This window comes from Bradyrhizobium sp. KBS0727 (genome assembly GCF_005937885.2).
Classification (GTDB): Bacteria; Pseudomonadota; Alphaproteobacteria; order Rhizobiales; family Xanthobacteraceae; genus Bradyrhizobium.
Genome location: NZ_CP042176.1, coordinates 6,723,596 through 6,737,583 on the forward strand (window position 1 = coordinate 6,723,596; position 13,988 = coordinate 6,737,583).

A 13,988-nucleotide genomic window follows, 5' to 3' on the forward strand; every position below is an offset into this window, starting at 1 on the left:
GGTTTCGCATGACATCTAATGGTGTCCGGCTGTTGGTACGACTTTGCCCCTGAAAACGCTGTAGCTGATGACTGTGTAGAGCAGCATCAGCGGGAAGACCACGGCGCCGCCCCAGAACATGAACATGAGGCTGGACCGCGGCGCGGCGGCTTGATCAACGGTGATAACGAAGGGGATCATGTATGGCCAGAACGACAGCGCCAAGGTGCCAAATGCCGATACAAAGATCAACGTGACCATATGGAACGGCAGGTAGTCGTCATGGCTCCGGATGCTGAGCGCGAGCACGACTGCCGCAAGCGCTCCTGTCACCGGGAATACGAACAAATAGGGACGATCGATCCAGCGATGGAGGATCGGAAGATGCTCTGCCAGCGCATAGGCGAAGACAAGCGCGAGGAAGGCCAGTACGCCGATCGCAAGCACGCGGATCTGGCGGCGAGCGATGTCGCGAACCTCGCCCTCGCACTTCCTGAGTAGCCAGCAGGCGCCGAGAAGCGCGTAACCAAGGCACAGCCCGATGCCGCAAAGGACAGCAAACGGCGTCAGCCAACCGACCTCCCCTCCGGAATATTCGCCGTTCGTGAATGGTAGCCCCTCTACCAGGGCGCCGACGGTCAAGCCCTGAATGAAGGTTGCGATCAATGACCCGCCGGCGAAACTCAAATCCCAGACCCACCGCATCCGACGCGTCTTGTAGCGAAACTCGAACGCCACACCGCGCAGGATCAGGCCCAACAACATGACGATGAGAGGCAGATAGAAGGCCGACAGCAACGATGCATAAATGACAGGGAAAGCACCCCACAAGATCACCGCGGTGACCACCAGCCAGGTCTCGTTGCCATCCCAGATCGGCGCCACCGCGCTCAGCATCGCGCCACGCCTGGCTTCGCCTCTCGCCAGCCCGAACAGCAGGCCGACGCCGAGATCGACTCCGTCGAGCACCACGTAGAGCAGAATGCTGATGGCCAAAAGCGAGACCCAGAACATGATCATGACTATGCTCCTGCGAGGACGTAAAGCACAATGCTGGCGGCAAAAAGCGATAACCAGAGCATGAACATGGTTATTCTCCAGCGACGACGTAGCTTGGTTCCTGTTCGTCGTCGGCCAGCGATATCGGCCGGTTCGGAACTGCGAGATGTGGAGTCTCGAACAGGTTGCTGCGGGGACCCGTGCGGATAAGCCGATAGATGTAGAACGTACCGAACAGGAAGATGAAGGCGTAGACCGCACAGAAGATCACGAGCGAGATCGTCGCCGCACGCGTCGTCAAGAATGGCGTCATGGCGTCAGCGGTTCGCAACACGCCAAAGACCACCCAGGGCTGGCGGCCGACTTCGGCGGTGAACCAGCCGGTAATGATCGCGATGAAGGGCAGCGGAAAGCTCAGGAACGTCAGCCAGAGCATGGGACGAATGTAGGCCAGACGATGCCTGAAACTCAGATAGGTGCCGAGCCAGGCGAGCCCCAGCATCACCAGACCACATCCCACCATGATGCGAAAGCTAAAGAACGGAACCACCACCGGCGGCCAATTCTGCGGTGGGATGCTGTTGAGTCCGGTTTCCCCCGCGGTGAGGCTGTCGGAGTCGATCAGGCTGCCGAAAGGCGGTGGTAGCGTGATCGCATAGAGGTTGCGCCGATTCTCCACATCCGGCCATGCGAACAGGACTTCGGAGCCTGGTTTCTCATCGTTCCAGCGTCCCTCGATCGCAGCCATTTTGGACGGCTGATACGTATTGACGTACCCACCGACGAGGTGTCCGAACAGGAGCTGGACCGGCATCAGCACGGCTGCGAGACCAAGGCCCATGCGCAGCATGATGCGGGATTCGGCGTGATATACCTTCCGCAGCAGATACCAGGCGCCCGTCGCGGCAACGCAGAAGGCACCGGTCAGGTAAGAAGCCAGCAACATGTGCGGAAATCGCGACCAGACCACCGAGTTGAAGATGATTTTGGTCCAGTCGTCTGGAACGAACATCCCATTTTCCATGACGTAACCGGTAGGCACCTGCATCCAGCTATTATTGACCATGATCCAGAACGCCGAGAGCGTGGTCCCGAGCGCGACCATCGCGGTAGAAAACAGGTAGAACCACGGAGGCACGCGGGTGCGTCCAAAGATGAGGACGCCGAAAAAACTGGCCTCGAGCATGAAGGCGGTGAAGGTCTCGTACATCAGAAGCGGGCCCTGGATCGGCCCCGACATTTTCGACAGTTCGCTCCAGTTCGTACCGAACTGGAATGCCATCACAATTCCCGACACGACCCCCAATCCGAATGCCACGCCGAATATCTTCAGCCAGAATTCAAAAAGCATCTGATAGACCGGGCGACCGGTTCTAAGATGCAGTGCTTCGAGGATGGTCAGCCAGGCTGCCAGGCCGATTGTGAAAGATGGAAAGATGATATGGAACGTGATGGTGAAGGCGAATTGAATTCGCGAAAGGAGAAGCGCCGTCATATCCATTTGCAGTTCTCTCGGCTGACGAGGGCAACTCCCAGAAGTTAGGGACGGGACAACGGAGGGATATTAAATTCGCCGTTAGTTTCCTAACTTCGCGATCGGCAATCCGTGTCGCGTCACGCTGCGACACTCCTTGCCGGCGGAGCCATGAATTCAGGGCCGACCGGATCGCTGATGGTCTCGCGCAGGATCCGATCGATCTCGGCTTTGGCAGAGGCATCGAGCGACCAGCCAATCACTTCGTCGACGGGCTGCAGCTGATCGGGATGACGCGCACCCCACAATGCCGTCGTGACGCCCTGGTCAAGCATCCAACGGATCGCGAGATGGATAACGCGTTTGCCGAAGCGTTGCGCGAGGCGGTCGAGCTTGTACACGGCGGTCAGATATTGTTCGAACCGTGGCGGGAGAAACTTCGGGTCGGAACGCCTCAGATCGTCGCCATCGAAAACTGTATCCGCTTTCATTCGTCCGGACAGCAGGCCCCGGCACAGCGCCCCATATCCCAGCATCGCAATTCCATTTTTCTGGCAATAGGGCAGAAGGTCGACCTCGATTCCGCGTTCGAACAAATTGTACGGTGGCTGCAGCACATGCAACGGCGCAATTCGGCGAAACCGCTCCATCTGTCCGACCGAAAAGTTGCTCACGCCGATGGCGCGGATTTTCCCTTGCGCGAAAAGCATGTTCATCGCGTCTGCGGTTTCTTCGATCGGAATCAACGGGTCGGGCCAATGAACCTGATAGACGTCAATGTAATCGGTTCGAAGCCGGCGCAAGGAATCTTCGACCTCCCGCAGGATGCGGGCGCGACTGGCGTTGCGAGATACCCTCCCACCCGCCCATTGAAGTCCGACCTTGGTGGCGATCACCACTTGCGAGCGTAGCCCGCTTTCGGCGATAGCCCTGCCAACGATCTCTTCGGAGCGGCCGAATCCATAAACCGGGGCCGTGTCGACAAGGTTGATGCCATGCTCGAAAGCGGCCTGGATGGTGGCGATAGATTCAGCTTCGTCGGTTCCACCCCACATCCACCCGCCGATGGCCCAGGTCCCAATAGCGACCGGCGACACCCTAAGCGACGTGCCCTGAATCGCGGTACGTTCCATGTTCATTTTGAGCGCTTCTGCTTGACGAGCCATGATCCTGTTCTTTCCTTGAGTGGGTGCGCCCTGGGGCTGTAGGTAGCGGACAAGTCCAGCCTCAATCGGCAGTGACCGAGGGCATCGCGTAGAGCCCCGCCTCCTCCGCGGCGATAAGCCCGAGGACGGTCCAGTCAAGGTCGCCGTAACCACGCGCGATACCCGAGATCAGCCGGTCCCGGACGACTCCCACCGATGGCATCGGAGCGCCGGCGTTCTCAGCTTCCGCGAGCGCCAGGCGCACATCCTTCAGCACGAGGGGCAAGACGAAACCGGGTGCGTAGACCTGCTTGGCAATCTTGTCGCCATAGATCCTGTGCGCGCGTCCACCGAACATCGCGCTGGTCATAATGTCGATGAACGGCTGCGGATCCAGCCCGCGCTTGCGAACGACGGCAACGACCTCTCCGAGCACCTCCAGCGCCGTTGCGCTCATCATATTGCCGAGCAGCTTGAAGAGGTTTGCATCTCCCGGGTCGGAACCGACGGTAAAAGTTCTTTGTCCGAGGCTGTCGAGGACCGGCCGGCAACGCTCGATATGGGCCGGGGCGCCAGCGGCAACGATGAACAACTGGCGCGCCTTGGCGGCATCCGGGTTCCCGAACACCGGCGCAGCTACGTAACCCTGCCCGTGCCGCGCATGCTCGCTCGCCAGGACCGACGCGGCCGCCGTGCTAATTGTGCTCATCGATAGGTGGATCGCGCCGGGCATCAAACCTGCGGCCAGTCCGTCCAGATCGTCGTCGCTGCTACCGAACACCACTTCCCGTACCGCATCGTCGTCCGGCAGCATGCTGACAACGACATCACAGTCGAGCAGGTCGCCGATATCCGTCGTGGGGCTGAGACCGAGCGCCTCGAGCTCACCGAGCTGATCCGAGCGGCGGACATATGCGATCACCCGTCGTCCGGCGGCCGCGAGGTTGGCGGCCATCGGCCTTCCCATGTGACCAAGGCCGACAAAGCCGATTTCTCCCAACGCTGACCGGCAGGTGGCGGCCGATCTCGAAACGACAGAGTGCTCGCGGGATGGACTTTCAGATGCCCCCCCTAGAGCGACGGGAGATGGTTCAAGCTTGGACATAGAGGTTCCTGACGGGCCTGGCCGCGTCGTCCGTTCCGCGGCTTGCGACGGACACTGCCCACTAACTGGTGACGGACGGAGCTGGCGCTTGTCTCAGCTTGCCGCGCCTTACGTCTTCTTGCTTGGATTTGATATGGCACAGCTAGACACTCGCCATGCATGTTCCATCCGGGGGCTCGCGCCGCTCGCCGTGAATAAAATCGAATTTAGCTATCTGAACCGGAATTTAATGGCCGCAACAATCCATCCGAATAGTCTCGGTGCGACTACAATTCTGATGAAAGCGCAGGGATGCGAGTGTCGCGAGAACGAACGAGTGATGTCGGCGATGGCCGTTCCGATTTTCGCTCCTCATCTCCATCGATCGTCGACATTTCTCCGCCTGATATCGCCCGCCGCCGACAGGCGACTTGGGGCGCAATACAGGCGGACAATGTGAGAATTACCCGGCGCGAGACTTTCGAATACGGCTTTCAGGCGCGAAGACACCTGCTGATCGCTTACGAGCGGGCAGAACGAGATGATGGCGAGACGCTCATCGAGGGCTTGCCAAAATCGACCCTGCGCGAGTTCAATTGCAAGCTCAGCCTGGTGCCGGCCGGGCATCGGTTCTACGGGTGGCAGACGCCGCGCGTGCTGACCCGCGTCACCTATTTCTATATCGATCTGCAGGATCGGTTGTTTGATCCAGGATCCGGCATCGCCTGCCCTACGATCAGCCCACGCTTGTTTTTCTTCGATCATGCGGTCTGGGACACGGCGCTTAAACTCAAGGCCGAGGTCGGGAAGTCCGACCCAGGTAGCCGCGAGTATGCGGAGGCCTTGAGCCTCGTATTGATGCACGAAATCATGCGACTGGAAGGAGCGACGTCCGCTGCGGCCAAACCACTACGTGGCGGCTTGCCGGTGTGGCGGCAGAAGCATGTGACGGAATTCATCGAGGAGCATCTTGCGGAGGAGATTTCGCTGGCCGCTCTGGCAGAACTCGCCGATCTGAGCCTCTATCATTTTGCTCGCGCTTTCACACAATCCTTCGGCGTGCCGCCGCACCGTTACCATATGGCCCGGCGGATGGATCGCGCGAGGAGCCTGTTGCAGAGGCCGGCGCTCTCGGTGACGCAGATCGGCATTCGGATCGGCTTTCGCGAGACCAGTTCGTTCACCAGGGCATTTCGCAGGTTCACCGGACTTACGCCGACCGAGTATCGGCGCCACCGAGAGGACTAACTTCGGAAGCTGAAATCAGGATCACTTGCGGCAGAACCCCTTGGCGGGGTTCAATTCAACGGGGGTCCGCTGCCAACCTGGCTTGCGCGATTTGCACGTCGTGCTCCGGCGTGTCGAAGCTTGCCCCGATGGCGCCGATCACCTCGCCATCGACAGCGATGGGAAGCCCGCCCTGCATCTCTGCAAGCCCTATAACCGTAACGGCTGCAACGCGACCGTGGTTGACGGCATCCTTCAGTGCCTCACTCATGGGTTTGTCGAAATCAAGCAAGATCGGCAAATGTCGGCAGGACGGACGGATTCTGTGTCTCGCGATCGACGAACTCGCCGGCGGCCTGACGCCCAGGCCCGAGAGGCCGGGGCGTCAAGGCCTGAGCCGAACCGCTTTTGGTCAGTCGTTTTCCTTCGGTCCGCCGTGATAGCGGTACGCGTCGGACTCGGCCGCATGATTCGCGACCACGGCGTTTCCGTTCTGCGAGTAGCTATAGTCGCCGGCATCGGCCCGTGCCAAAGCGGGAGTTGCGAAAGCTGCCGCGGCGATCGCGGCTGCACCAATCAATGCTAATTTCATCATGGCCTCCTGGTTGGATGTTCGGGTAGGCGATGCGAGTTACATCGGAACGCAATTGCCCCCTCCGCCAGTCAATTCCGCGTTAGAAACTCCCCGGATGCCGGGGGCTGGCGCGTTCATCTCATTCAAATGATTTAATGGCCAAGGACAACACCCGCGCCTATTTGCCCGAGAGGTGCAGGCAGGAGATAGCGACCGTGAACGTCATCGCAGGACGAAGGGGCGTGTTGAAGACATTGGCTTTGACCGCAGCCACAAGTGCGATCGGCCTTGCGTCGGCACGGGCCAAGCCCGCGCCGGCTGCCGTCGAATCCGCGTTGATGCCTGCCGGCGCCACCCATCTTGACGCATTGAAGAAGCGCCTGGCCCAGGCGCCGCGCCGTCGCGATTTCAAGACCGTGCCGATGATCCTGAACGACCAGGAGCAATGGGATCACGAAGCGTTGACAGAGGTGCTCTCCTATCGGCCCGTGCCAAGGCAGGCCTGGGACAACACCGACATCGGGGGCCCCTGGCTGAACCTGATGCGCAACGCGCTCAATTCGCAGATCTGGTCATTCAACCATCCGGATTTTCTCGTCGTGTCGGTGACCCACGGTACAGCCCAGCTCGCGCTCTACGATCAAGCGATTTGGGACAAGTACCGGCTCACGAGCCTGGCTGGCGACGAGTTCAAGGCCAATACGCCGATCATCGAGCGGAAGTCAGCTGCAGCCGATCCCGCCAACTATGAGGACCCGGCAGGACCCTTCTCCGGTGAAGACAATTCGATACCTGCACTGATGCGGCGCGGCGTTGTTTTCATGTCTTGCCACAACGCGATTTGGGAACATGCCGGGGCCCTCATCAAATTCGGCATCAACCCTGACAGGCTCCCTCATGCCGCGCTTGCCGCGGAACTGACCAGCCATCTGGTGGACGGCGCTGTTCTAATTCCTGGCGCCGCTGGCACGCTGCCCGAGCTGCAACAGGCCGGCTTTCATTACGCAAAGTAGCACGGGCTGCCTATTGTGCATGGAAGCCGGATGTTGGCCGTCGAGCCCAACTATGTCAGCGACGTCTAAGGACGGCTTCACGCTCGTAGTCGTCTGGATCGACTTACTTGCCGGTTCCGCCGTGATGTCGATTCACGGCAGTCTCAACGCAGCTAACCAGTGCGGGTCCAGCGAACGGCTTGCCTAGGAAGCAAATGGCTCCGGCCTTCAAAGCGCGGGCGCGGACGCTTTCTTCGGGGAAAGCCGTAATGAAGATAACCGGCGCGGTGTAACCTTGGGCACGCATATGGGTCAGAAGGTCCAGGCCGCTCATGGCGGGCATCTGCACATCCGCAATGATACACGACGAGTCGTTCAGACGGCCCGACTGCAAGAATTCCTCAGCCGACGCAAATGTATGGATGAGGTATCCATGCGAGCTGAGAAGATTGTTGGTCGCGGCGCGGACGGATGCATCGTCGTCAATGACTGAAATGACCGAAAGCGTTGACAAGACGGGCCTTCCTAAAGCGAGAGCGAGGCGCTTGCCTTGGCACCGCCTCAACCCAAAAGTGAGCTGCCGATCAGATTGTGAAATCATACTTAGGTTTGTGATCACAAATTCGTGGAGCGCATCGCGAGCGTTTCGACCTCAACGAACCACAGACCGACGTCTATTTCGCACCCTTGAGGGCGGTCAAATACTCAACGATCGCTCCGACATCTTCCGCGGCTATCGGAGCCTTGTAGTTGTTGATCATCTTGTTGACTTCCGCCGCCCACGCCTGTTTCGGCAACGCAGGCTGGTTCAACACCATGCCGGCGGAGTGACAGGCAAGGCAATTGTTGTTGATCGCGTCGGAACCTGGGCCGGCGGGGAACATTGTATCACTGTCCGGCAAGTCGATCTTCACCGACTTCAGTTCGAATGGTGTAGCGGCGCGTACGAGAAGAGGCGTTGACGCCACGCTCAAGAGAGCGATGACCGGAACCAAGTTGCGCATCATCCTGAATACTCCCTCAAACCGCCATGATATCTATCGATTCCGTGACGTTGCGCATGAAGCCGGCCGGATTCCAATTCGGTGTGTCGGGTTGCGCCACACCGTTGCTATTGGTGCAGCGGATCAACAGGCTGTACGTACCGGCGGCGGGCAATGTCAATTGCGTCTGCCATTGCCGAAATCCGTATTTTCCCTCGTCCTTCCCAAGTTGCGCCTGATGCCAGCTTTGGCCGCGGTCGATGGAGAAGTCGACACTCGCCACGCCGCAATCGCCACCGAATGCAATGCCGCGCAGCGCCGTTGGTGCGGCGGCGTTCACCTTGCTGCCTGACGCAATGTTCGTGACGAACGATCTGGGGACCATCCGGTTAATCGGAATCATCTTCACATCTGCTTCGCCCGGCTTGATGCTGGCGTGTGGTGCGTCCGGAATGGTATAGGCAACCTTCGTCCAGTAGTTGGTATCCGGTTGGTCCATGACCTCGATGTCATTCAGCATCTTGACCCAGTAGGTCGCATACCAGCCAGGCACCACCAACCGCAGGGGAAATCCGTTCACCAGGGGTAGTTGCTCGCCATTCATGGCATAGGCGATCATCACCTCGGCGTCGCGGGCGTGCTCGATGTCCAGCGACTTCATGAAATGCGGCGCACCGTCCACAACGGGCTCTTCCAGACCTTTAAATCGCACCGTCAAGGCGCCGGGCTTCACGCCGGCCTTATCCAGCACATCCTTGAGGCGGACACCGGTCCAGAGCGCATTGCCCATGGCGCCGTTCGCCCATTGGCCGCCGGTCACGCGAGGCTGGAAAAAGCCTCTCGAGTTGCCGGAGCATTGGTTCACGGCGGACAATTGAACACTCGGCAATCCCTTAACGATATCATTCAGCGACAGTGACAATGCCTGGTTCACATGGCCACGCACGGTGAGGCTGAACTTGGCGACGTCAATATCGGTCGGGATGAGCGCCCAGTGCCAGCGCACATAGAACTGGTCGTTCGGGGTGAATACACCCTTGTCGAAAACCTCGAACGGGGTTTCCAGAAGCGGTGGACGGGTCCGCTGCAGGATCATCGGGCCCTTCTGCGGAAAGGCGGTTGTGATCTGCCGCGCTTCGGGACCACCGGGCAGCGGAAGATCAACCATCTTTTGCGCCCAGGCTGGCCGTGAAAATGCCACGCCCGCCGCGCTTGCCGTGGCGAGCAGCCGCCGCCGCGTGATCATGCCGCGAGGAGTGCCGTTCTCTGTCATACAAACCTCCGGGTCATTCGTCACCAACCAGCGCCCGATCGTCGGCCCAATGCGCCGCGGACCAGCTCGTTCATCATGCGCCCGTGAGTACGCCCATTCGGTGATCGCGATGTGGTGGCCTTGGCTTTCGGCCCGCTTAGTCGCACTTGCACGTTCAGCGCCTATGCGAGACTAGTCCGATCAGGAGCAAACCGCTCCATCCTATTGGTTTAAGCTGAACATACTTTGGTGTACTGCGGCAGGCCTCGCTGCAGACATCCCGCTTCCGGAGCCAGCCTTCGCCTGAAGGTCCCTGAATATTCGCTAGGGCCTGGCGCGGCGAATTCCGAGCGCTTCAGCCATTCTCACCAGATCGGCCAGCGACTTCGCACCCATCTTCTTCATGATGTGCCCGCGATGGATCTTCACGGTAATCTCGGCAAGTTCAAGTTCAGCTGCTATCTGCTTGTTCATGAGGCCAGACGAGACCAAAGCCAGGATCTCCCGCTCGCGGGGAGTCAGGGCGTCGAGAAGCGCCTGCAAATTCGCGACGACCTTGCTGGCCTCGCGCCGCTTTCGATCCCGTTCAATCGCCGTCCCCACCGCGTCCAGCATTTCCTGATCGCGAAACGGCTTGGTCAGAAAGTCAACCGCTCCGCTCTTCATGGCCCTGACGGTCATTGGGATGTCGCCATGACCGGTCATGAAGATAACCGGAATATGGATGTTAGACTTGGCCAGTTCGGCTTGAAGGTCCAGTCCACTCAATCCGGGCAACCTGACGTCGAGGACCAGGCAACTGGCAACATCCGGAAGCTTGCCTTGCAGCATCTCGGATGCCGAACCGAACACCTCGACCTCCAATCCAACGGACTGAAAAAGGTTGGTGAGCGCTCTGCGCATCGATACGTCGTCCTCGACAATGAAGACGATCGGCTCCTTGGCGCTGGCGGGCTCACGCGATGATTTATGATGCTCGGTCACGACGCATCCTCCCGATGCGAGGGCAGGACGAATTGAAACGTCGCACCGGGCCCCTCATTGCCGGAGGCTGACAGACGCCCCCCGTGAGCTTCCACGATCGAACGACAGATCGAGAGCCCCATACCCAAGCCGCCGGACTTGGTGGTGAAGAAGGCACTGAACAGCCGGCTTGCATTCTCGGCGGAGATCCCGGCGCCGCGATCCGTCACACTCAGGAGCACTCGGCTTGTCTCGTCCTGGCGTGATCGGATCACCAGTTCACGCGGCCGGCCCGTGACCTGCTGCATTGCTTCAATACCGTTCATCACCAGGTTGATCAATACCTGCTGCAATTGGACGCGATCACCAAGGATTTTCGGTAGAGCCGGCTCCAACTCCGTGCGCACGGATACCCTGTGGCTACTTAGCTCGCGCTGCACCAGCGCGATGACCTCCCTGACGACGTTGTTGACGTCGATCGGCTCCTTCTCAATATCGGTCTTTTTCGCGAGCGCCCGGGCCCGCCGGATCACCTCGCTCGCCCGGATGCCGTCGTTTATGACCCATTCTGCCGAGCGGCGCGCGGCGGCCAAATCGGGGGTTTCGCGATCGAGCCAGCGCAGACATGCCTCGGCGTTGGCGATGACAGCGGCAAGCGGCTGATTCACTTCATGCGCAATGGAGGCCGTCAGTTCGCCCAACATGGTCACGCGCGTAACGTGGGCGAGCTCTGCCTGCGCGTTTTGCAACTTTTCCTCGGCCTGTTTTGTCGCGGTGACATCCGTCACGGCCCCGACAAACTCGATGCCACCTGATGCATCTCGCGTGGCACGGGCCACCGCGCGGACATGTTTCACCGAGCCATCCGGCATCATCAACCGATACGCATCATCGTAATCATTTTGATCGATAGAGGCACGGTCAATGGCCTTTCGGACGGCGGCGCGATCCTCCGGATGCGTGCGCGCAAGAACCATATCGACGGTCGCGGATGGCGCCTCGTCGTATCCAAAAATCCTAAAGGTTTCCGTTGACCAGGTATTCTCGCCGGTGGCGACGCGCCAGCCGAAGGTACCGGTAAGGCTCAATCGCTGTGCCTGGGCCAGATAGGCCTCGCTTTGGCGCAGAGCATTTTCCGTCCGCTTGCGGTCCTCGATGTCGGTCGACGACCCGTACCATTTGACGATGTTGCCTGACTCATCCCGCAGCGGCACGCCTCGAAATAGAAACCAGCGATATTCACCGTCGAAGCGCCGCAGCCGAGCTTCAAGCTCTCCGGGCATACCGGACGCCCTTATGGCACTCCACTTCACTAACATGCCCTTCTTGTCGTCAGGATGAAAGGCGCGAGGCCAGCCGGTTTCGGCTTGATCCGGTGTGAGGCCGGTGTAATCGAGCGCGGGCTGATTGAGGAAATCGGGAACCCCGTCTACGCCGGCGCGCCAGACCAGCGTCGGGATTGTGTCGATCACCAGTCGAAGCCGGTCTTCGGATTTCTTGATCTCGTCAAAGGCTTTTCCCAGCGCTTCCCTTGCGAGGTGCTGCTCGGTGACATCGATATGCGTTCCAACCAGTTCGACCACTTCACCGTCGTCACCGACAACCGCATGTCCCACGGAATGCACGTATCTTGTCGAACCGTCCGGAAGAACGACGCGATAGTCGCCTTCGAAGTCCGTCTTCTCTCGAAGAGCCCGCCCCACCATTTCGATAACCCGGTCCCTGTCTTCGCCGTGAACACGATCCCAAAGGGGTTGCTCTGGTACAGCGTCCTTTTCCGGATCGAATCCCAACAAGCGGTGCGCTTCCGGGGACCGAAACGCGAACTCTCGCCGCCGCGCATCCCAGGCCCAACTTCCCGTGTGACTCAAACGCTGGGCTTCGGCCAAATAGGCCTCGCTGCGTCGTAGCTTCCGTTCGGTCTCCTTCGCAACCGTAACATCCGTCACCGCTCCGACAAACTCGATGCCGCCGGATACATTCTTCACAGCATGAGCCACGGCATGGACATATTTCACAGAGCCATCCGGCATCAGCAACCGATACTCATGGTCGAAGTCATTTCCGTCGACGGAAGCGCGGTCAATTGTTTGTTGTACGGCAGCACGATCGTCCGGATGGGTGCGTCGGACAACCAACTCCAGGCTCGGTTCCGTCGTTCGGTCAAATTGAAAGATTCTGAACACTTCATCTGACCAGAAGATGTCCCCGCTGGAGACAGTCCATCCGAAGCTCCCGGTGCGACTCAGCCTCTGCGCCTCGGTCAAATACGTTTCGCTATGCAGCAGCGCGGCTTCAGTCCGCCGCTGTTCCTCCATCGCCACTTGCAGGTCAGCGCTGGAACGCCGGAGAGCTGATGTTGCCGCTCTCTGCCCCGAAACCATGAATGCAACGAAGAGAGATGTAATGGAAAACAAAATCAGACGCGGGACTTCCGATATGCCCACCGCGAGTAAATTGTGCTTCCAGGCAAACGAATTGATTGGAGGCAACAGGTAATAATGGATAGCAGAAAGGGCGAGTGCGATCGCCAACAGCGCCGGGCGGAACCCGCCAAACCATGCAGCGACAATGACGGCGCAAAGCATCAACAGTGCGATGGCCTCAGCCTGCAGTAAGCGAGTTACCAGTTCCGCCGCAACTATCGCAACAGCGACCGACAACGCCGCCATGGCGTAGTAAGCCCCCCTGCAAGCAGCGCTGCCGATGAACAACCGCGCGGCTGAATTCCGCAAATTGCTGGTCTGGTCAGGCATCATCATCGCAGAGCGTCCCGGGTCTCCGGCCAGCGCGATTAGAGCACTTTGGGGGAAACCCGGCAATTCGTTATAGCCTGGACGGCCCGCCGTTGCGGTTGCATCGCCCGGCCTCGCACCCGGCATGGATCAGGCGGCATCGCTCGCAGCGGATCCGGGACATGAAAGAAGCACCCTAAACATACGTATAGTTTCTGTGAACCCTTTCCATATCCGACGCTTACCTACGTAGGATTGAGCCAACAATCCTAATCCTCCTAGTCTCGCTGCCATCCGAATAGCCGATCGCGGGTAACAACCGATACCCGCGCCGAGCCCGCAGGAGGCAAACATGCGCAACGATTCTCAATTTCGTTGGAACGCTCCAGCCACGCGCTGTGCCGTGTGTGAAGGAAGGTTTGGTCTTGTTCGACACTATTCCTGGCGAACTGCTCTCTGTTCAAGGAAGTGCGCCGATCGCTTCAGGACCCGCCGAGAGGGTGACTGCACATGGTTACGAGCATCGCATGGCAATTTCCCGATGTTCGGGACTCCGGAGCCAAGAGATCGCAAAGTGAACC

Annotated in this window: 13 protein-coding genes; 2 read left to right on the forward strand and 11 right to left on the reverse strand. The window is 59.4% G+C overall.

All coding sequences use genetic code 11. The annotated features are described in order from the left end of the window. Nucleotides 1-15: 15 nt before the first annotated feature. From cydB to FFI89_RS31520, 4 genes are all read right to left on the reverse strand, one after another. Entirely contained in the window at nt 16-999 is a 984-nt protein-coding gene (cydB, locus tag FFI89_RS31505) for a cytochrome d ubiquinol oxidase subunit II (protein WP_138831367.1), read from the reverse strand. A gap of 70 nt (nt 1,000-1,069) precedes the next feature. After that, on the reverse strand, nt 1,070-2,479 hold the full coding sequence (locus FFI89_RS31510) for a cytochrome ubiquinol oxidase subunit I (RefSeq protein ID WP_138831368.1): 1,410 nt from the start codon (nt 2,477-2,479) through the stop codon (nt 1,070-1,072). 113 nt (nt 2,480-2,592) lie between these two features. After that, a complete protein-coding gene (locus FFI89_RS31515) occupies nt 2,593-3,618 on the reverse strand; it encodes an aldo/keto reductase (RefSeq protein WP_305764652.1) in 1,026 nt (341 codons plus the stop codon). 61 nt (nt 3,619-3,679) lie between these two features. Continuing rightward, nucleotides 3,680-4,552, reverse strand: a complete 873-nt coding sequence (locus FFI89_RS31520; protein WP_168213111.1) for an NAD(P)-dependent oxidoreductase — start codon at nt 4,550-4,552, stop codon at nt 3,680-3,682. Between the two features lie 441 nt (nt 4,553-4,993). Between FFI89_RS31520 and FFI89_RS31525 the strand changes: the two genes are divergently transcribed. Beyond that, nucleotides 4,994-5,929, forward strand: coding sequence for an AraC family transcriptional regulator (locus FFI89_RS31525; protein WP_138831370.1), 936 nt, complete (start codon nt 4,994-4,996; stop codon nt 5,927-5,929). Between the two features lie 55 nt (nt 5,930-5,984). Here the strand turns inward: FFI89_RS31525 and FFI89_RS31530 are convergent, their stop codons facing one another. Next, nucleotides 5,985-6,179, reverse strand: coding sequence for a heme-binding protein (locus FFI89_RS31530; protein WP_138831371.1), 195 nt, complete (start codon nt 6,177-6,179; stop codon nt 5,985-5,987). A gap of 141 nt (nt 6,180-6,320) precedes the next feature. Next, nucleotides 6,321-6,500 (reverse strand): hypothetical protein, encoded by a 180-nt coding sequence (locus FFI89_RS31535; RefSeq protein ID WP_138831372.1) that lies wholly within the window; start codon nt 6,498-6,500, stop codon nt 6,321-6,323. Nucleotides 6,501-6,697: 197 nt separating this feature from the next. Between FFI89_RS31535 and FFI89_RS31540 the strand changes: the two genes are divergently transcribed. Beyond that, the gene (locus tag FFI89_RS31540; RefSeq protein WP_246669310.1) at nt 6,698-7,495 is read left to right on the forward strand and encodes a transcriptional initiation protein Tat; all 798 of its coding nucleotides are present in this window, start codon (nt 6,698-6,700) and stop codon (nt 7,493-7,495) included. A gap of 103 nt (nt 7,496-7,598) precedes the next feature. Here the strand turns inward: FFI89_RS31540 and FFI89_RS31545 are convergent, their stop codons facing one another. From FFI89_RS31545 to FFI89_RS31565, 5 genes are all read right to left on the reverse strand, one after another. Continuing rightward, nucleotides 7,599-7,988, reverse strand: coding sequence for a response regulator transcription factor (locus tag FFI89_RS31545; protein WP_168213112.1), 390 nt, complete (start codon nt 7,986-7,988; stop codon nt 7,599-7,601). A 160-nt stretch (nt 7,989-8,148) separates the two neighbouring features. Beyond that, complete coding sequence (locus FFI89_RS31550; protein WP_210249047.1) at nt 8,149-8,481, reverse strand: cytochrome c; 333 nt, start codon at nt 8,479-8,481, stop codon at nt 8,149-8,151. 13 nt (nt 8,482-8,494) lie between these two features. Then, nucleotides 8,495-9,730, reverse strand: a complete 1,236-nt coding sequence (locus tag FFI89_RS31555) for a molybdopterin-dependent oxidoreductase (RefSeq protein ID WP_138831375.1) — start codon at nt 9,728-9,730, stop codon at nt 8,495-8,497. A 303-nt stretch (nt 9,731-10,033) separates the two neighbouring features. Continuing rightward, nucleotides 10,034-10,693 (reverse strand): response regulator transcription factor, encoded by a 660-nt coding sequence (locus tag FFI89_RS31560; RefSeq protein ID WP_138831376.1) that lies wholly within the window; start codon nt 10,691-10,693, stop codon nt 10,034-10,036. Next, nucleotides 10,690-13,434, reverse strand: coding sequence for a PAS domain-containing protein (locus FFI89_RS31565; RefSeq protein WP_246669311.1), 2,745 nt, complete (start codon nt 13,432-13,434; stop codon nt 10,690-10,692). The genes FFI89_RS31560 and FFI89_RS31565 overlap by 4 nt, the downstream gene beginning before the upstream one ends. Nucleotides 13,435-13,988 lie beyond the last annotated feature (554 nt).

Excerpts from the sequence above, each read along its gene's own strand:
- cydB (WP_138831367.1), bottom strand. The coding sequence starts at position 999 with ATGATCATGTTCTGGGTCTCGCTTTTGGCCATCAGCATTCTGCTCTAC.
- FFI89_RS31510 (WP_138831368.1), bottom strand. The coding sequence starts at position 2,479 with ATGGATATGACGGCGCTTCTCCTTTCGCGAATTCAATTCGCCTTCACC.
- FFI89_RS31515 (WP_305764652.1), bottom strand. The coding sequence starts at position 3,618 with ATGGCTCGTCAAGCAGAAGCGCTCAAAATGAACATGGAACGTACCGCG.
- FFI89_RS31520 (WP_168213111.1), bottom strand. The coding sequence starts at position 4,552 with ATGGCCGCCAACCTCGCGGCCGCCGGACGACGGGTGATCGCATATGTC.
- FFI89_RS31525 (WP_138831370.1), top strand. The coding sequence starts at position 4,994 with ATGCGAGTGTCGCGAGAACGAACGAGTGATGTCGGCGATGGCCGTTCC.
- FFI89_RS31530 (WP_138831371.1), bottom strand. The coding sequence starts at position 6,179 with ATGAGTGAGGCACTGAAGGATGCCGTCAACCACGGTCGCGTTGCAGCC.
- FFI89_RS31535 (WP_138831372.1), bottom strand. The coding sequence starts at position 6,500 with ATGAAATTAGCATTGATTGGTGCAGCCGCGATCGCCGCGGCAGCTTTC.
- FFI89_RS31550 (WP_210249047.1), bottom strand. The coding sequence starts at position 8,481 with ATGATGCGCAACTTGGTTCCGGTCATCGCTCTCTTGAGCGTGGCGTCA.
- FFI89_RS31555 (WP_138831375.1), bottom strand. The coding sequence starts at position 9,730 with ATGACAGAGAACGGCACTCCTCGCGGCATGATCACGCGGCGGCGGCTG.
- FFI89_RS31565 (WP_246669311.1), bottom strand. The coding sequence starts at position 13,434 with ATGATGATGCCTGACCAGACCAGCAATTTGCGGAATTCAGCCGCGCGG.